This window comes from Selenomonas sp. oral taxon 478 (assembly GCF_001189555.1).
Taxonomy (GTDB): domain Bacteria; phylum Bacillota; class Negativicutes; order Selenomonadales; family Selenomonadaceae; genus Centipeda; species Centipeda felix.
This window is the reverse complement of sequence record NZ_CP012071.1, coordinates 537,228-553,961: the sequence shown is the minus strand read 5'-3', so window position 1 is coordinate 553,961 and position 16,734 is coordinate 537,228. Positions and strand designations below refer to the sequence as shown.

Sequence of the window (16,734 nt, the reverse complement as noted above, 5' to 3'; positions counted from 1 at the left end):
GATGAAAATTCTCATCACGGGAGCGACGGGACAGCTCGGCTATGACTGCGTGAAGGAGTTCCGTGCGCGCGGGCACGAGGTACACGGCGTCTCCTCGGAGCTCTTTCCGCTGTCGGACGAGAATGTCATGCGTGCCGTCATCGAGGCGACCGAGCCGGACGCCATCCTCCATGCAGCCGCATACACCGCCGTGGACAAGGCAGAGGACGAGCCTGCTCGCTGCCGTCTCATCAATGCGGCGGGGACGGAGATCCTCGCACGTCTTGCCGCGGAGCGCGGGATCAGGCTCCTCTACATCAGTACGGACTACGTTTTCCCCGGGACGGGCACGACGCCGTATGAGACGGATGATATGACGGGACCGCGCAACGTCTACGGTGCGTCGAAGCTCATGGGCGAGGAGGCGGTCATGGCGCATCTCTCCCAGTACTTCATCGTCCGCATTTCGTGGGTGTTCGGCATCCACGGCAAGAATTTTGTCAAGACCATGCTGACCCTCGCGCAGGAGCACAAGAGTCTCTCCGTCGTCGGCGATCAGGTTGGCTCACCGACCTATACACATGACCTCGCTCCGCTGCTCGCCGATATGATTGCATCGGAGAAGTACGGCATCTACCACGCGACCAACGAGGGCTTCTGCTCGTGGGCGCAGTTCGCTGCTGAGGTCTTCCGTGCGGCAGGGAAGGCGGTGAGCGTTACCTCTGTGCCCACGCACAGCTATCCGACAAAGGCGGTGCGCCCGCTGAACTCGCGCCTCAGCAAGAAGAGTCTCGATGCGGCGGGGTTCCGCCGCCTGCCCCCGTGGCAGAATGCCGTGGCGCGGTACATCGAGGAGCTGCAGCAGGAGGAGGGAGGATCTCCGTCCATGATGCAGAATGCAGAAGCCTAATCAGAATACAGTAGGTCTGATGTTGACGGGGGCGTGACAAGACACGCCCATTCTGCTATAATAACGGATGTTTTTTATATCCCATCATCGATTCCCTAAGGAGGAGATTTTTTGTTCAGAAGTATCAGCCGCAAATACCGTGAGACGGCACTCATCAAGCTCATCGCGGTCGGACTTATCATCGGTATCCTCATCGCGCTCTATGCGCCCGCCGCAATCCCACTCGTCGCCGTGTTCGGCGACGTGTTCGTGCGTGCCCTGAAGGGCGTCGCACCGATCCTCGTCTTTGTGCTCGTCATGAATGCCATGGCGCAGCGCACGGTCGGTGCGGGATCAGCGCTCAAGCCCATCGTGCGCCTCTACGTTATCGCGACGTTCCTTGCGTCCATCGTCGCCGTAGCGTTCTCGTTTGCCTTTCCCTCGTCTCTCCACCTCGTCGTGGCAGAGGCGTCGGTTACACCGCCGAGCGGCATCGTCGAGGTTGTTCACAATCTGATCCTCAACGTCGTTGACAATCCACTCCACGCCATTGCAAACGCGAACTACATCGGCATCCTCGCGTGGAGTATTCTTGCAGGCGTCGCCCTGCAGAAGGCAAATGCAACGACAAAGAATACCGTGCGCGACTTTGCCGTCGTCATGACGCAGATCGTCCTCTGGGTCATCCGCTTTGCCCCGTTCGGTATCATGGGACTCGTGGCGGACGCGGTCGGCACGAATGGCACGGATGCGATTGTCAGCTATCTGCATCTGCTCGCCGTCCTCCTCGGGGCATTCTTCTCTGTTGCGCTTATCATGAACCCGATCATCGTCTGGCTGCACATTCGCCGCAACCCGTTCCCCCTTGTTATCACAACGCTGCGCGAGAGTGGCATTTACGCGTTCTTTACGCGCAGCTCGGCGGCGAATATCCCCGTCAATATGCAGCTGTGCAAGCGTCTCGGACTGAACCCGGACGTCTACTCCATCTCCATCCCGCTCGGCGCGACGATCAACATGAGCGGCGCGGCGATCACGATTGCCGTCCTTTCCCTCGCAGCAGCATATACGCTGAACATCGCGGTCGATCTGCCGACGGCACTCCTGCTCTGCCTTGTCGCCACCGTTGGCGCGTGCGGCGCATCGGGCGTTGCGGGCGGATCGCTGCTCCTCATCCCCGTTGCCTGCTCCTCGTTCGGCATCAGCAACGACATTGCGATGCAGGTCGTCGGCGTCGGCTTTATCATCGGCGTTCTGCAGGATTCCTGTGAGACGGCGCTCAACAGCTCGACCGACGTGCTCTTTACCGCGACGGCAGAGTTTGCCGACCGTGCGCGTGCGGGCACACTCAAGGATGAGGACATGGTACCGAAAGACGAGACCTGATCCTCCCGGTAAGACAAGAACCTGCCATAGATTTTATGACCTATGGCAGGTTCTTTTTGTCTGTATCTTTTTAGAAATAGCGAAGCCGCCGATTAAGTGTCACGCCGAGCGCTGCTGCAGCAACGGCTTTGATGAGATCGCCCGGGATGAACTGGACGAGCGCCATAAAGGCGGCGCTAATGCCGACGAATTTATCGCCGAAGAGAATGGTCAGCCACAGCGTCGCAAAGAGATATGTGATGGGGACGCTGATGAGCGCGCCGACGAGGGCGTAGCGTGGAAAGGAGGGCTTATGTCCCTTGAGGAGGCTCATCAGTGTATAGGCGACAAGAAACCCGATGAAAAAGCCACCGCGCGGTCCCATGATGATGCCGAGTCCGCCGACACCGCCCGCAAAGACGGGCAGGCCAATCGCGCCGATCAGTGTGTAGCCGATGAGCACGACGGCGGTCTGGCGCGGGGTCAGGACGAGTGCCGCGAGGCACATGACGAAGGTCTGCATCGTCAGCGGTGCCATGAAGGGGACGGGAATGGCGATATAGGCACTCACGCAGATCAGCGCGATGCAGAGCGCCATCCGCGTGGTATTCCGGACGGAGAAAAAACGATCATCGTACGATATCATAACAATAATGCCTTCTTTCTTATATGGAGAAATTATTTGCGGCACAAGCGGATGATGATGTCCTCGAGCAGTTCGTCGCCCGCCTGTCCCGTCTTCAGCAGGTAGTCGGCATCGGCGAGGGCGAGGACGGCATCCCGCAGCGTGGATTCTCGAAAGCCGCGCGCGTGTCCGCCGAGTTTTTCGGCGATGAAGGGGTGCAGCCCCATGGTCTTGCCGAGCCCCTTGGGTGGTGTTCCGCTCGCGAGGAGGCGCCGCGCCTGCCAGAGCTGGCGGACGTGCCGCGTCAGGAGGGCGAGCAGTACGGTGAAGTGCACGCCGTCTGCGCGGCAGCGAGCGAGGAGATCCATGGCGCGCCGCACGTCGCGCGCGCTGATGGCATCCATGAGCGCAAAGACGGAGACCTCGGGCATCTCCGAGAACGCCGCGCGCAGATCCGCCTCCGTGAACTGTTTGTTGTCGGTGTAGAGCGTGAGCTTTTCCAGCTGCCGGTCGAGAAACTCCAGTGAGATCGTCTGCATCATGCCGACGACATTCAGAAAAAATGTGCGCGCCTCGCGCTGCATGGAGCGCCCCATCTCGCGCAGACGCTCGTTCAGCCATCCCTCGACGTTCCACGGGCGCACGGCCTCGCTCTCGAGGATGCGCCCCGCCTTCTGCACTGTCTGATAGAGTTTGCGCCGCTTGTCGGGCTTTGCATTGAGGGTAAATACGATATAGGTCGTCGGCAGGAGGTTCGTCAGGAGGGCGAGAAGACGCTCCGCCGCAGCGTCCTTCGGCGCAGGTGTATCGCCCTCCGCCGCCTTTTTTCCCGCGCGAAAGACGGCGGCGTCATGGACGAGGACGACGATCTTGTCCGTGAAAAAGGGGGCGGTCTCCAGTGACTCGGCCAGCGCGTCGATGGCGGGCATCTCCTCATAGCGGATGAGCGCGTCTGCACGCTCGGCGGCATCGGGCAGGAGACGGCGCAGGATCGCTTCCTCGGCGCGGCGGATGTAGTACGGTTCCTCCCCGGCGAGGAGGTAGATCTGCGGCGGCGTGCCCTGTGCGAGCGACGCCATAAACTCATGAGCGTTCATCGGCGATAGCGTGCCAGCTCATCGCCGACCGTCGTCGGCTCCGTGTGCCCCGAGTAGAGCACTGTATCGGGCGGCAGGGTAAAGACCTGCGTCCGAATGCTCTCCCAGAGTGCCGACGTGTCGCCGCCCAGGAAGTCTGTGCGCCCGACGCTCGCGAAAAAGATCGTGTCGCCGACGAACGCGATACCGTCGTGTGCGCTGTAAAAGATGCAGGAGTCCGTCGTATGCCCCGGCGTATAGCGCACCTCAAGTGACAGCGCAGGATTTGCTGCGAGTGCGATGTGCGCGCCGTTGGCGAACGTCTCCACATCGGCGAGCGTCACGGGCGCACCGCCCCATGTGGAGAGATTCCAGTTCGGGTCGCTGCAGTAGCGCTGGCTCTCCTCGGCAGCGCAAACGGAGCAGGGGATGCGCGCGCGGAAGTCGTCCACGCCGCCGATGTGGTCGAAATGGCAGTGTGTGAGGAGCAGCCGCTCGATCGTCCAGCCGCGCTCTGCGGCGTATGCAGCGAGGCGGCCGCCCTCCGCGCCCGCGTCGATGAGAAAGCCGTGCTTTGACGCGTCGTCGATGTAGAAATAGGAATTGGTCGGGATCATATCGCCGACGGTGACGCATTCGATCATGGGTGAGACTCCTTTATCCATTCATAGGCGCGACGCGGTGTGCCATCCGCGACATAGATCGTGCCGCAGAAGACGAATCCAGCCGCGCACAATAGATGCTGCATGGGGTGATTGTCCTCGTGTGTATCGGCACGCAGATGGCTGTACTGTGTGCGTGCAAAGTCCAATACGGCGCGGAATGTGCCGCGGTGCGAGCCGTCGCTGCCCACGCGGTGGAGGGTGGCGTACGGCGTATCGTCGCGCCATGCGCCATTCTCGATGTGCGTGTAGGTCGGATCGTCGCCCGCGATGAGGGCAAAGACGGCATGAGGCGTGGCGCCTGCATCTTGCAGGACATAGCTCACGCCGCGCGCGATGTCCGTACGGAGAAGTTCCTCTGCGGGATAGCCGCCGCTCCACTGCGTAGGGTTGCCCACCGCGCGCATCGCTGCGCGTGCCGCGTCGTAGATGCGCAGCATCTCTGGGATGTCCTGCGCTGCTGCCTGTCGTATCATGAAAATCCCCCCCATAGTTCTTTCTTATTCTACACGATTGGGAGGGATTTTGAAAGTCATGTTTGTCGATGTGTGCTATACTGTCGAGGGAAAGGAAGTGCTGATAAAATGAAATCCGTCGGATTGGCGTAGATTTTCCGCCGAAGTGAGGGCAAAAAGACGCGTCAAGACGGCATACCTCATTTTATCAGCGATCCATTCAATTCCTCGTAGGGAGGGGAAATCCATGCGTTTATGGCTCATCTATGCGCTGCTTTCGGCACTGTGCGCGGCGTTCGTTTCGATCTTCGGCAAGGCAGGACTTACAGGGCTTGACAGCAGTGCCGCGACGGCAGTGCGCGCCGTCATCATGGCTCTGTTCCTCATGGGGGTGGTTGTCGCCGAGGGACATGCGGGAAATCTGTCACAGGTCTTCGCCGACACGAAGGCACTCGCCTTTGTCTTTCTCAGCGGCATCGCGGGCGCGCTCTCGTGGCTCTTTTACTTCATGGCACTCAAGGAGGGAGCCGTCTCACAGGTCGCGCCGATCGACAAACTCAGTGTCGTCTTTGCCGTTGTGCTTGCCGCCATAATCTTTGGCGAAAAGATCAGCCTCGCGCATGGAATCGCGATTGCGATGATTGCAGCGGGCGGACTCATCTTGGCGATATTTCCCTGAGAAATATCATCTGTATTTGTACACAAAAAAGAACCCCACATGCCGATCTTTTGCATGTGGGGCGACTTTATTCCTCTTTTTCATGAATCTTTTTTGTAGCGCGTGCCAAATAGTCTGCGATTTCGCCCGTGTGCTCTGCGGGCACCCAAACGGGAGCCTTCGGTTTCCACATATCATCGCTCTTCTTGCGCCAGAATGGTGTGATGGCAGTATAGCGCCGCCCGCGCGAGCGGATGATCGAGACGCGGATCGCCTGCGTTGCTGAGATCTCGAGCATTCCGATCTCCGTGGTCGCGTCGATGCTCAGTGCAAAATCCTGTGCCTTTTTCAGGTTTTGCGCTCGTGTTGTCTTTGTTGCCATACTTATTTCCTCCCGATAAATTCATTCTCTCCTGTTCATAATACCAATTTTTGGAGGAATTGCAATGTTTTTTATAGGAAATACCCCGCGTGGAAGCGTTCTGTTCCTATGCGGGGTATTCCGTATGGCCATTATTCATCTGTGTACCGCAGGGTCAGCCGCCCCGTCGCGCGCGTTGCAGCGAGATCGATGACGCGCTGGTTGCGCGAGCCGCGAAAATGGAGGGTGAGGTCGCGCTCCTCCTCGCGGTAGTCGCCGTCGACGAGGACGTCGAGCTCGTCTAGGAGGGCATCCACGGCGGGGTTTTTCTGTGCACGCAGCTCCTCAAGGGTGTAGCCTGTGTAGCTCCAGACATCGAGACCCCGTTCGTGCGCCGCGCGTGCGAGAGGAAGCAGTGCTGCGGGCTGCAGAAAGGGCTCACCGCCGCTGAGGGTGAGCCCTGTGAGAAGAGGATTGGCGTCGAGGTCTTGAAGCACCGCGCCGACGGTGGTGACCCGTCCGCCGTCCGTCGGCTGTGTATCAGGGTTGTGACAGCCGGGACAGCGGCGCGGGCAGCCTTGGGTAAAGACGGTTAGCCGTATCCCCTCACCGTCGACGATGGAGTCGCGTGCAATCCCTGCGATACGGATCTCAGTGGAGTCCGTGCTTGACACGCTCATGCTCTTCTGCCTGCTTTGCGTTGTTCCAGCGATCCGTCGTGCCAACGAGGTAGCCCGTGATGCGGCGGATACGCTCGAACTTCGGCTGACGCATCTCGTAGCCGAGGGTGACGCGGCCGTCGTCCGCTCCCGTAATGGAGAGACGGTCGAGCTTCTCGTTGGTCTGCCCCTCGATGTAGGCGATGTAGTTCTCAACCTCGTGCGGGGTGATGTCCGAAAGTCCGTTGACGGTGACGTTGATGTCGTTGACGATCATGCTTCATTCTCCTTTTCCCGCGCGGCGGCGGGTCTTTGTTAGCGTTTGCAACTCTGTGCCGCTGCGAGTAGAATTATACAACATCTTGTGTATGAACGTCAATAGAAAATCTACATATAGTTGTTTGTGCACAAAGTTATCCACAAGGATTTTTAGGAACAGCATGGGACTTTCATAAAAAAACCCGCTGTCATGCGGCTTGAGGGGGCATGACAACGGGTTGTAGTTATCCACAGTTTCCCTAGGGAAACCCTGTGCATTCTGTGGATAAGAGTGGACGGATGTGTGATGTTCCATTAGATACTATGAGCAGCTACTTCGCATGGACAACGCGTCATGCATTTTGTGCCTTTGTCGGGGCAGGTGTCTCTGCGGGTGCATCCTCCTGTTCCTGGATGACTGTGCGGATGGGGTAGGGGATGTCGATGCCCTCGATACGGTAGCGATCGGTGAGTGCCTTGATGAAATCGTGGATGATGAGTCCCTGCTGGTCGAACTGGCTCGACGGCAGGATCACGGCGAAGTCGATGGAGGAGTCGTTAAATTTCGTATAGCGCACGAGCGGCTCGGCGTTGGGGTTGTTGTCAACGCGCGCGAGCACTTCCTTTGCCGTCTCGATGGTGACGCGCTCGACCAGCGCGAGATCACTGTCATAGGCGACACCGACGGGGACGCTGATGTTGAGGCTGCGCGTGGGCAGGCTGAAGTTCGTGATGTTCGCGCCTGCAATGGTCTTGTTCGGAATGACGACGGTGTTGCTTGCACCGACGGGGACGATGGTGGTGAAACGCCATGCGATGTCAGTGACACGTCCCTCCTCGCCTGTGCCGAGGCGGATGTAGTCGCCGATGCGGATCTGCTTCGAGAGGATGAGGTGCAGCCCCGCGAAGATGTTGGCGAGCGTCTCCTGCAGGGCGAGGGCGACCGCCATGCCGCCGACGCCAGCGGCCGTGAGGATGGGCGCGATGGAGATGCCGTAGTACTGGAGGATGACGAGGACACCCATGACGTAGATGACGCCGATGAGGATGTTGTTGAGCAGCGTGGTCTTCGGGAGATCCTTGTTCGACCGCTCAAAGTACATGGTGACGACGCCGTCCACCGTACGCGCAAGGACACGCGTGATGGTGATGACGTTGCTCGTGAAGAGCAGATAGGACAGCATTTTCGTCAGGGTCGGCGAGATCTCGACGGCATCGATCGCCCAGTAGAGGCCGATGATGAAGCTGAAGAAGATCGGCACGCCGTGCATGGAGCGGATAAAGACGTATTTCCACGTGCTCTCATCGACCGCAAGGTGATGGTTGATGTAGCGGCGGATGAGGCGGTCGGTGATGATGCCGACGGTGAGTGCGCCGAGAACGATGCACGTCGGGACGAGAAGGAGCTCGACGAGTGCCTTGACGTCAAGGGACTGCAGAGATGTAAACAAGAGGGACTCCTTTCATGAGAGAAGCAATCAATAGTTATGTAAGAAACTCTTCGCGCGATGCCATGAGCTGCATCGTGCCGGACGGACACGCGATGGAGAGACTGAACAGGGGCGCGGCGGGCACAGCGCTGCCGAGCGCATGGCGCGGCGGGTCGATGATGGAGACGGCAGAGCCGTGCGCGCGCATCTGTGAGGAGAAATGTCCGTTGATGACGTTGAACAGCTCGCAGGCAGCATCGACGGCGAGGTCACCCATGCCGCTGAGGGAGATGCCGCTGTATCCCGAGGCGAGCGCGTAAAATGTGTCGAGCGAGGCGGCGAGCGCGACGATGAGCGGACTGCCGTTCATCGTGAGATGCTGGGATATGGTGATGTAGGGCGGATCTTCCGCTGCCTGTTTCGCCGTCGCCGTGATGTGGGCATAGGCGGACAGCCCCGCAAGAAAGCTCTCCATATACGTTGCATGCAGCTCGGTCATACGTCCTCCAGGCGCCGCCGCATCTTGCCGATGGCGGCGGTGATCTCGCTGTCCGCGTATGGCTTTCGGATAAAGAGGAGCGCGCCGCACTCCTCTGCGGCGGCGATGTTCTCCTCCGTGGCGGCGGTGGAGAGGATGGTGACGGGAAGCTGCGGCCGCGCAGCGTGCAGGCGCCGCAGAACGCTGATGCCGTCGAGCTTCGGCAGGATGAGGTCGAGGAATACTGCATCGGGTGCGTCGGCGTCGACGCGCGCGAGCGCCTCCTCTCCGTCGCGTGCCTCGACGACGCTGTGGCCGCGGTCACAGAGCTCCGCTTTGAGCTTCATGCGCACGAGGCGCGAGTCGTCAACGATGAGAAATTTCATCGTGTTCCTCCTTTGCAGGCAGTGCCGCCGCCCCAAAGGCGCAGGGCAATAGCTCGGCGGGGGTCATGACGCGCACCGCACCCGCCGTGTTTGCAAGCAGGATGCGGCGGATGGGGAACTCCATAAGCATCTGCCGGCACATGCCGCAGGGCGCACAGACGTCGGGGCTGTCCGCGATGACGGCGAGTGCTGCAAAACGCCGCTCGCCGTGGCTGATCGCTGCCGCGAGGGCGGCGCGCTCGGCACAGATGCCGACGGGGTAGGAGGCGTTCTCGACGTTGACGCCCTCGTAGACGTTGCCGCTCTCGGTGAGGAGTGCCGCACCGACGGCAAAGCCGGAGTACGGAGCGTAGGCGCGTGCGCGTGCGGCAGCGGCACGCGCGATGAGTTCATCGTCCGTCATGCGGCTGCCCTCCCTCTAGCTCAAGCCCCGCACGCTTGCGCGCGGCATACTCGCGGTCGAGGATGCCGAGAATGACGAGGTTTTCGTAGGTATTCTGATAGAGAATGGTCTCGCGGATGAGTGCCTCGCGCACCATGCCCTCGCTCTCATAGAGGTGGAGGGCACGCGCGTTGTAGTCCTTGCAGTCGAGCCATGCGCGGTGTGCGCCCATGTCCTCAAACGCCCATGCCTTGAGGAGCTTCATCGTCTCGTGCCCGTAGCCGAGCCCCTTCTTTGCGATGACGACGTGCGTCCACTCCTGTTCCTTGGACGGGAGCAGTAGCCCGCCGACGTGCAGATAGCCAACGCGCTCCCCGCTGCCGCGCTCTTCGACAATGATGTCGAGGGCGGCTTTTGCCTGCGTGATAATGATCGTGTGCTCTTCGCGCGTGAACGGAACGATGTAGTTCCTGTTGTCCGCGTCCTCCTGCAGGGCACATATATAGTCGATGTCCTCCTCGGCGGCGCGGCGCAGGATGAGGCGCGGCCCCTCTCTTAGTAGTTCAGCCATAGTATATCCTCCCACTCGTGACAATAATGTTCCTCTATTTTACATGGAAGGGAGGGGGAAATGCAAATCTTTCCTCATGAGCAGGGAATGATGTTGACGATACGGAATGAAAAACATATAATGAAGATTACAGCTTAGGGAATGTAAATAGAAGCGGAGGGCAACCATGGAGGAGCAGAAAAAACTGTCGGTACGCGATGTGCTGTGGCGCAAAAAACACGCGCGGGACAATGTGCTCGATGCCGTGGGGAAATTGTGCGAAGAGGCGTGGGCTGTGGTAGAGAAGCTCGCCAATGACCGCACATCGTCGGCGAAGGACGCCGCGCAGGCGAGGGAACTGGGGCTGCGGCTGCGCGCGCTCGGCTATCTCATTGAGGGCGAGCACTACATCGACCGCATTGCCTTTGAACTGCGCAGCAAGGAGGTTTATCTCAAGACCAACGAGGTCTCGCAGGCGTATGTCGCGGAGATGGTCGTCTCCTTTTTGGATACGATCATCGCCTATGTTACGCAGAGTACATGGGACGACAGGGATCTGCGCGGCCCGTACACGGATGCACTCAAGCAATCGCTGAGTGCGATCCGCCAGTCGCTGGTTCCGGAAGAAGAAAAGCAGGACGATTCTAAGGAGGATCGTTGATTAGGGGGATTTCCATACATGTTTGGTATGTCAATGGACATAGGAATTGATCTGGGGACGGCAAATGTGCTCGTCTATGTGAAGCGGAAGGGGGTTGTCCTGAAGGAACCGTCGGTCGTGGCGGTCAACCGTGATACGAATCAGGTGCTCGCCATCGGCGAGGAGGCACGGCAGATGATCGGGCGTACGCCCGGCAATATCATCGCCATCCGCCCGCTGCGCGACGGCGTGATTGCGGACTATGACATCACGGAGAGCATGCTGCGCTTCTTCATCGACAAGGTGGTTGGACGCAGCATAGTCTTTCGTCCGCGCATCATGATCTGCATCCCCTCGGGGGTGACGATGGTGGAGCAGCGTGCCGTACAGGAAGCCGCTGAGCAGGCGGGCGCGCGCCACATCCAGCTCATCGAGGAGCCGCTCGCAGCAGCGATGGGCGCGGGCCTTGACATCGTGGAGGCACAGGGCTCGATGGTCGTCGACATCGGCGGCGGCACCTCGGACATCGCCGTCATCAGTCTCGGCGGTGTTGTGACGAGCGCGAGTATCCGCGTCGCGGGCGATACCTTCGATGAGGACATCATCGACTATGTCAAGCGCGAGTTCAACCTGCTCATCGGCGAGCGCACGGCGGAGGAGATCAAGATCCGCGTCGGCGCGGCATATACGGCGGCGCGGCGCGAGCAGATGGAGATCCGCGGCCGCGACCTCCTCTCGGGGCTGCCGAAGAACATTACCATCTCCACGGCGCAGGCGTCGTCCGCCATCGAGACCTCGGTCATGCGCATTGTGGACTGCGTGAAAAAGGTGCTCGAGGAGACACCGCCGGAGCTCGCTGCCGACATCATGGATCGCGGCATCGTTCTGACGGGCGGCGGCGCTCTGCTCTATGGCATGGCAGAGCTCATACTGCGCGAGACGGGGACGCCGACGATTGTCGCCGATGACCCCATGTCCTGCGTTGTCCTCGGCTGCGGCAAGGCTCTCGATATTTTCGATAAATTCGACGGCAAGGCGACGAACACATCGTTTGGACGTAAGAAATAAATAAATAGAGGGAAAACGAAATTTACAGCGAAATTAACATAGGAGAGTATATTTCGTTCGGGAAAAGAGGGAAACGCTATGTGGAGAGGACTCTATATCGCCGCCTCCGGCATGATTACAGAGACGAAGCACACGGATATGATCGCGAATAACCTCGCCAACGCCGCGACGACAGGCTACAAGCGCGACGATATGGCGGTGCGTGAGTTCGAGCCGATGCTGCTGCGCCGCATCAATGACCACGCGGCAGACACGGATGTGACGAGCTTTAAGGGGTTCCGCATCCGCTCGGGTGCGCCGATCGTCGGCACGCTTGGCCTCGGCTCCGCCGTGGATGAGATCGCGACCGATCACATTCAGGGGGCACTCCAGACGACGGGGAACACCTACGACTTCGGCATCTCGGGGCAGGGGTATTTCATCATTGATACGCCGCAGGGACAGCGCTACACGCGCGACGGCAGCTTCTACCGCTCTTCTACGGGGCAGCTTCAGAATGTGCGCGGACAGGCCGTGCTCTCGCCGCAGGGACAGCCGATCACGATTCCCGCCGATGCGCGAAACGTGACGGTGTCGAGCGACGGGCGCATCTATGCGAACGGCAGACAGATCGCGCAGCTCGGCTTCGTCCAGTTCGATGAGGAAAAGGCGGTCATCAAGGAGGGCGACAACCTCTATAAACCTCAGCCCGGGGCACAGCCGCAGCAGGCGACGGGCGTCATTGAGCAGGGGATGCTCGAGATGTCGAACACGAGCGTCGTCACGGAGATGGTCGAGCTCATCAACAACTACCGCGTTTATGAGGCAGGCTCAAAGGCTGTGCAGACGCAGGATGCCCTGCTCGACAAGGCAGTCAACGATGTCGGACGTACGAGTTAAAAACACTTAAGAGATTCATCAAAACTTCCGATATAAAAGTGAGTAAACTGTCATCCAAAATTCTTGGAGGGGGACATCGACTATGATGCGAGCACTTTGGTCTGCGGCGTCCGGCATGAAGGCGCAGCAGTCCCAGATGGATGTCGTCGCGCACAATATTGCCAACGTCAACACCTACGGCGGCAAGAAGGTACGTGCCGAGTTCCAGGATCTTGTCTACCAGACGCTCCGTGAGGCGGGCGCACGAAACGGCGCGGATTCGCAGTACCCGACGGCACTGCAGATCGGTCTTGGAACACGTCTGGCGGCGACCCAGCGCGTCTTTACACAGGGCGCACTTCAGACGACGGATAACCCGACCGACATCGGCATCCAAGGCGAGGGATTCTTCCGCGTCACGATGCCCGACGGGACGACCGCATACACGCGTGACGGCACATGGAAGCTCGACAGCGACCGCCGCATGGTCACGACGGACGGATACCTGCTCGCCGACGGCATTACGATCGGGCAGAATGCACCGCTGGACTCCATCACGATCTCCGGCGATGGCCGTGTCTCCTACCGTGAGGCAGGGCAGAACCAGCAGCAGGAGGCGGGACAGATCACGCTTGCCCGCTTTGTCAACCCCGCAGGGCTGACGTCCGTCGGCAAGAATCTCTTCGTCGTCTCCGATGCATCGGGCGAGGCGATTGAGTCGAACCCGGGCGAGGACGGTGCAGGGACGCTGACGCAGGGCACACTCGAGATGAGCAACGTGCAGATCGTGGAGGAAATGGTCAACATGATCGTCTCCCAGCGTGCGTACGAGTCCAACTCCAAGGCGATCACGACCTCCGACTCGATGTTGGAGATCGCGAACCAGCTGAAGCGTTGATTCGGCACAGAATTTTTACAGCCATTCTATTCCTATGGAGTGGCTTATTCGCTTTTTTGTGGACGGGTACGGGGTTTGCTGCCTCCTACGGGGACGGGCAGGCCGTCCGCTTCCCGAACGTCCTTTCCGCCGCACAGCTTGCGGAGCTCGCGCAGCAGAAGATCGAGGAGCAGCTCGCCGCGGTCGGTGAGACGCGCCGCCACGAGGTGCATCTCCAGCACCGGGCGGGGACGATGCGTCTGCCGGCAGGCGAGGTGACAGCCGTTGTCGCCTTCCCGCGCGGCGTTCCCTACGGGCGGGAGTTCCCCGCCGCCATTACCGTCTATGTGGACGGTGTACTGCAGCGGCGCGCCGCGTGCTACTATCAGGTCACGGTCTATGACCATGTGCTCGTCGCGATGACGGACATTCGCATGGACGAGGCGATCACGCCTGCCAATGCGCACGTCGAGGAGAGCGCGGTGGATACCCTGCCTGAGACGACGGTCACGGACTTTGACCGTCTCGCGGGACGCGTCGCGGGACGCTACATCCGCAAGGGCACGGTCATCACGCCAACCCTCCTCGCGATGCCGCGCGTCTTGACTGCGGGCAGTCCTGTGACGCTCGTCGCGGAGAATGGCGGCATCACGATCCGCGCAGAGGGCGTAGCACTGGAGGCGGGACGCATCGGCTATGTGATCCGCGTGCGCAATGCACGATCGGGGAAGATCATGCGCGGGCGTGTAGTCGACGAGAAGACGGTTCAGATTATTGCATGATCTGCAGCAGGATAGAGAGAGTTCCATAAGGAGTTCATCATGCGTAAAGAAAAATGGCTAGCGGGCGTGCTCGCCGCCACGCTTGCGGCGGCAAGTTTTGCACCGACCGCAGCGGCGGAATCCCTGTGGAAAAACGCCAATGGCTATACGACGAAGTCCGTGTTTACCGACCACCGGGCATCGAACGTCGGCGACATTGTGACCATCGTCATCAGCGAGTCGACGACGACCTCGGCGACGCGCAACAGCTCGAACGAGAAGAGCGGCTCGGTGAAGCTCGGCGGCGGTATCGGCATCTTTGATTTCCTCCAGGTGGCATCGGCGAGCGGCTCGGATAAGTTCACCGCAAAGGGATCCGCCTCGGCGACGAATCGTGTCGCGGGCAATGTCACCGTCACGATCTCAGAGATCACGCCGGCGGGCAACTTCGTCCTCGAGGGAACGCAGTCGATATGGCAGAACCGCAACGAGCACAAGATCACGTTCCGCGGCATCTGCCGCCCCGAGGACATCTCCGCATCGAATACGGTGCTCTCGACGCGTGTCGCGGATGCTACCGTGCGCTTTGACGGCAAGGGACCGCTCAACGCGAAGCAGCGGCAGGGCATCCTCACGCAGATCTTCAATATTCTCTTCTGACGGGAGGCGCTCTTTATGAAGAAAATATCCGTCCTTCTGCTCCTCCTTGCGCTCCTCATCGGGGCTCTGCCGGGCGTTGCCGCGGCGGATTCCGCCGTGACGCGCATCAAGGACATCACGAAAGTGCAGGGCGTGCGCAGCAACCAGCTCATGGGCTATGGTCTTGTCGTCGGACTTGAGGGGACGGGCGACGGCTCGAGCTCAGGTGAGACGGTGCAGTCCATCGCCAATATGCTTGTCAGCTACGGCATCAATGTCAATGCGTCGTCCATCAAGCTGAAGAACGTGGCTGCCGTCATGGTGACGGCGACGCTTCCGCCGTTCGTACGCGAGGGCGACAGCCTCGATGTGACGGTCTCCTCCATCGGTGACGCGAAGAGCCTGCGCGGCGGAACGCTCCTCCAGACACCGCTGCGTGCGGGCAATGGCGAGGTCTACGTCGTGGCACAGGGCGCAGTCTCTACGGGTGGCTTCTCCGCATCGAGCGGCGGCAGCAGCACGACGAAGGCATTCCCGACAGTCGGTATCGCCGTGAATGCGGGCATCGTCGAGCGCACGGTGGAGGATGACATCGGCACGGATGGGCATATCGCGCTCTCCATCGCAAAGTCGGACTTCACGACGGCGGCACGCGTCGCAGGTGCCATCAATGCGCAGTACGGGAACATTGCCCAGGCGACGAACCCGGGACGTGTGGATGTTGCCGTGCCCTCGTACTATCGCGGCAACGTGGTCGGCTTTGTTGCCTCGATCGAGGATCTGCCGGTACGTCCCGACAACATTGCGCGCGTTGTGGTCAACGAGCGTACGGGAACGATCATCATGGGAGGCGATGTCTCCGTTGATGCGTGTGCGATCACGCAGGGTGGGCTGACCATCCGCATCCAGGGAAACCCCGATGTCTCGCAGCCGGGACCGTTCAGCTACGGCAATACCGTCGTGACAGACAGTCCTGACATTCAGGCGTCGGAGACAAAGGGGAATACGATTGTTCTGCCGGCGACGACAAACGTCAGCGACATCGTCGGCGCACTCAACACGGTCGGTGCGACACCGCGCGACACAATTTCGATTTTACAGGCGATGAAGGCGGCAGGCGCACTGCACGCCGAGCTGGATATTGTATAAAGGGAGACAGTGATATGACCATACAGCCAATCGGAGATGGTTCACTGCTCGGCAACGCGGCACAGACCTCCTATGATGCGGCGCGCATGAGTGCCGAGGGAAAGTCGTTCAAGGCGACGCTCGATGAGCTGCAGCGCAAGGCAGATGCTGTGCAGAGCCGCACGAGCGAGACCGCGCAGACGGGCTACGTGCCAAAGAATCCCATGACGGCGGACGAGCTGCAGCAGAAGAAGCTGCGCGAGGCGTGCGAAGGGTTCGAGGCAATGTTCCTCAGTATGATGTATAAGCAGATGCGCGCGACTGTACCCGAGAGCGATCTCTTTGGGAAGAAGTCAAACGCGATCAAGATTTTCGAGGATATGCGCGACACGGAGCTGATGAATCAGGCCGCAAAGAGTGGCGGCATCGGTCTTGCAGACATGATGATGAAACAGCTGTCGCCGACCATCCGCAAGAGATGAAAGAGTAAAAAAAAAGGGGAGCTGGAACAGCATCCCCTTTTCTGTTGTATTCATTGGAATGAATGTGG

Annotated in this window: 23 protein-coding genes; 11 read left to right on the top strand and 12 right to left on the bottom strand. The window is 60.0% G+C overall.

The window, feature by feature from the left end; all coding sequences use genetic code 11:
* Position 1 precedes the first annotated feature (1 nt).
* Positions 2-889 carry a dTDP-4-dehydrorhamnose reductase gene (rfbD, locus tag ADJ74_RS02715; RefSeq protein WP_050344176.1) on the top strand — a complete coding sequence of 296 codons (888 nt, stop codon included), beginning with the start codon at positions 2-4 and terminating at the stop codon, positions 887-889.
* 111 nt (positions 890-1,000) lie between these two features.
* Positions 1,001-2,254: a serine/threonine transporter SstT gene (gene sstT, locus ADJ74_RS02710; protein ID WP_050341678.1), complete on the top strand. Its 1,254-nt coding sequence runs from the start codon at positions 1,001-1,003 to the stop codon at positions 2,252-2,254.
* A 70-nt stretch (positions 2,255-2,324) separates the two neighbouring features.
* On the opposite strand, the gene ADJ74_RS02705 is transcribed toward sstT, so the two are convergent.
* The 4 genes from ADJ74_RS02705 to ADJ74_RS02690 are packed head-to-tail and all read right to left on the bottom strand — an operon-like array spanning position 2,325 to position 5,072.
* The gene (locus ADJ74_RS02705; RefSeq protein ID WP_050341676.1) at positions 2,325-2,879 is read right to left on the bottom strand and encodes a biotin transporter BioY; all 555 of its coding nucleotides are present in this window, start codon (positions 2,877-2,879) and stop codon (positions 2,325-2,327) included.
* Positions 2,880-2,911: 32 nt separating this feature from the next.
* Positions 2,912-3,955, bottom strand: a complete 1,044-nt coding sequence (gene holA, locus ADJ74_RS02700) for a DNA polymerase III subunit delta (protein ID WP_050341675.1) — start codon at positions 3,953-3,955, stop codon at positions 2,912-2,914.
* The gene (locus tag ADJ74_RS02695; protein ID WP_050341673.1) at positions 3,952-4,578 is read right to left on the bottom strand and encodes an MBL fold metallo-hydrolase; all 627 of its coding nucleotides are present in this window, start codon (positions 4,576-4,578) and stop codon (positions 3,952-3,954) included. Before ADJ74_RS02695 ends, holA begins: the two co-directional genes overlap by 4 nt.
* Positions 4,575-5,072: an N-acetyltransferase gene (locus ADJ74_RS02690; protein WP_253271711.1), complete on the bottom strand. Its 498-nt coding sequence runs from the start codon at positions 5,070-5,072 to the stop codon at positions 4,575-4,577. Before ADJ74_RS02690 ends, ADJ74_RS02695 begins: the two co-directional genes overlap by 4 nt.
* Positions 5,073-5,298: 226 nt before the next feature.
* Here ADJ74_RS02690 and ADJ74_RS02685 point away from each other — a divergent pair, with 226 nt between their 5' ends.
* Positions 5,299-5,730 (top strand): EamA family transporter, encoded by a 432-nt coding sequence (locus ADJ74_RS02685; RefSeq protein ID WP_050341669.1) that lies wholly within the window; start codon positions 5,299-5,301, stop codon positions 5,728-5,730.
* Between the two features lie 67 nt (positions 5,731-5,797).
* Here ADJ74_RS02685 and ADJ74_RS02680 read toward each other — a convergent pair whose 3' ends face one another.
* From ADJ74_RS02680 to ADJ74_RS02645, 8 genes are all read right to left on the bottom strand, one after another.
* On the bottom strand, positions 5,798-6,091 hold the full coding sequence (locus ADJ74_RS02680; RefSeq protein WP_050341667.1) for a hypothetical protein: 294 nt from the start codon (positions 6,089-6,091) through the stop codon (positions 5,798-5,800).
* A gap of 131 nt (positions 6,092-6,222) precedes the next feature.
* A complete protein-coding gene (gene nrdG / locus ADJ74_RS02675) occupies positions 6,223-6,750 on the bottom strand; it encodes an anaerobic ribonucleoside-triphosphate reductase activating protein (RefSeq protein WP_009753822.1) in 528 nt (175 codons plus the stop codon).
* The gene (gene nrdD, locus ADJ74_RS02670; RefSeq protein WP_006690262.1) at positions 6,722-7,006 is read right to left on the bottom strand and encodes an anaerobic ribonucleoside-triphosphate reductase; all 285 of its coding nucleotides are present in this window, start codon (positions 7,004-7,006) and stop codon (positions 6,722-6,724) included. The genes nrdG and nrdD overlap by 29 nt, the downstream gene beginning before the upstream one ends.
* A gap of 334 nt (positions 7,007-7,340) precedes the next feature.
* Positions 7,341-8,438 carry a mechanosensitive ion channel family protein gene (locus tag ADJ74_RS02665; protein ID WP_050341665.1) on the bottom strand — a complete coding sequence of 366 codons (1,098 nt, stop codon included), beginning with the start codon at positions 8,436-8,438 and terminating at the stop codon, positions 7,341-7,343.
* 34 nt (positions 8,439-8,472) lie between these two features.
* Positions 8,473-8,916, bottom strand: a complete 444-nt coding sequence (locus ADJ74_RS02660) for a hypothetical protein (protein ID WP_009753825.1) — start codon at positions 8,914-8,916, stop codon at positions 8,473-8,475.
* Entirely contained in the window at positions 8,913-9,281 is a 369-nt protein-coding gene (locus ADJ74_RS02655; protein WP_009753826.1) for a response regulator transcription factor, read from the bottom strand. The genes ADJ74_RS02660 and ADJ74_RS02655 overlap by 4 nt, the downstream gene beginning before the upstream one ends.
* Positions 9,262-9,684, bottom strand: a complete 423-nt coding sequence (locus tag ADJ74_RS02650; RefSeq protein WP_050341663.1) for a cytidine deaminase — start codon at positions 9,682-9,684, stop codon at positions 9,262-9,264. The genes ADJ74_RS02655 and ADJ74_RS02650 overlap by 20 nt, the downstream gene beginning before the upstream one ends.
* A complete protein-coding gene (locus ADJ74_RS02645; protein WP_050341661.1) occupies positions 9,671-10,234 on the bottom strand; it encodes a GNAT family N-acetyltransferase in 564 nt (187 codons plus the stop codon). The genes ADJ74_RS02650 and ADJ74_RS02645 overlap by 14 nt, the downstream gene beginning before the upstream one ends.
* Before the next feature lie 166 nt (positions 10,235-10,400).
* Here ADJ74_RS02645 and ADJ74_RS02640 point away from each other — a divergent pair, with 166 nt between their 5' ends.
* The 8 genes from ADJ74_RS02640 (at position 10,401) to ADJ74_RS02605 (ending at position 16,666) form a co-directional block, all read left to right on the top strand.
* On the top strand, positions 10,401-10,874 hold the full coding sequence (locus tag ADJ74_RS02640; protein ID WP_050341659.1) for a hypothetical protein: 474 nt from the start codon (positions 10,401-10,403) through the stop codon (positions 10,872-10,874).
* An 18-nt stretch (positions 10,875-10,892) separates the two neighbouring features.
* Positions 10,893-11,921, top strand: a complete 1,029-nt coding sequence (locus tag ADJ74_RS02635) for a rod shape-determining protein (RefSeq protein WP_050341657.1) — start codon at positions 10,893-10,895, stop codon at positions 11,919-11,921.
* 78 nt (positions 11,922-11,999) lie between these two features.
* On the top strand, positions 12,000-12,800 hold the full coding sequence (gene flgF, locus ADJ74_RS02630; RefSeq protein ID WP_050341655.1) for a flagellar basal-body rod protein FlgF: 801 nt from the start codon (positions 12,000-12,002) through the stop codon (positions 12,798-12,800).
* Between the two features lie 82 nt (positions 12,801-12,882).
* Entirely contained in the window at positions 12,883-13,677 is a 795-nt protein-coding gene (gene flgG, locus ADJ74_RS02625) for a flagellar basal-body rod protein FlgG (protein ID WP_009753832.1), read from the top strand.
* A 56-nt stretch (positions 13,678-13,733) separates the two neighbouring features.
* Positions 13,734-14,438 (top strand): flagellar basal body P-ring formation chaperone FlgA, encoded by a 705-nt coding sequence (gene flgA, locus ADJ74_RS02620; protein ID WP_253271710.1) that lies wholly within the window; start codon positions 13,734-13,736, stop codon positions 14,436-14,438.
* A 39-nt stretch (positions 14,439-14,477) separates the two neighbouring features.
* Complete coding sequence (locus tag ADJ74_RS02615) at positions 14,478-15,077, top strand: flagellar basal body L-ring protein FlgH (RefSeq protein WP_050341651.1); 600 nt, start codon at positions 14,478-14,480, stop codon at positions 15,075-15,077.
* A 15-nt stretch (positions 15,078-15,092) separates the two neighbouring features.
* Entirely contained in the window at positions 15,093-16,205 is a 1,113-nt protein-coding gene (locus ADJ74_RS02610) for a flagellar basal body P-ring protein FlgI (protein WP_009753835.1), read from the top strand.
* Between the two features lie 14 nt (positions 16,206-16,219).
* Positions 16,220-16,666: a rod-binding protein gene (locus tag ADJ74_RS02605; RefSeq protein ID WP_009753836.1), complete on the top strand. Its 447-nt coding sequence runs from the start codon at positions 16,220-16,222 to the stop codon at positions 16,664-16,666.
* Positions 16,667-16,734 lie beyond the last annotated feature (68 nt).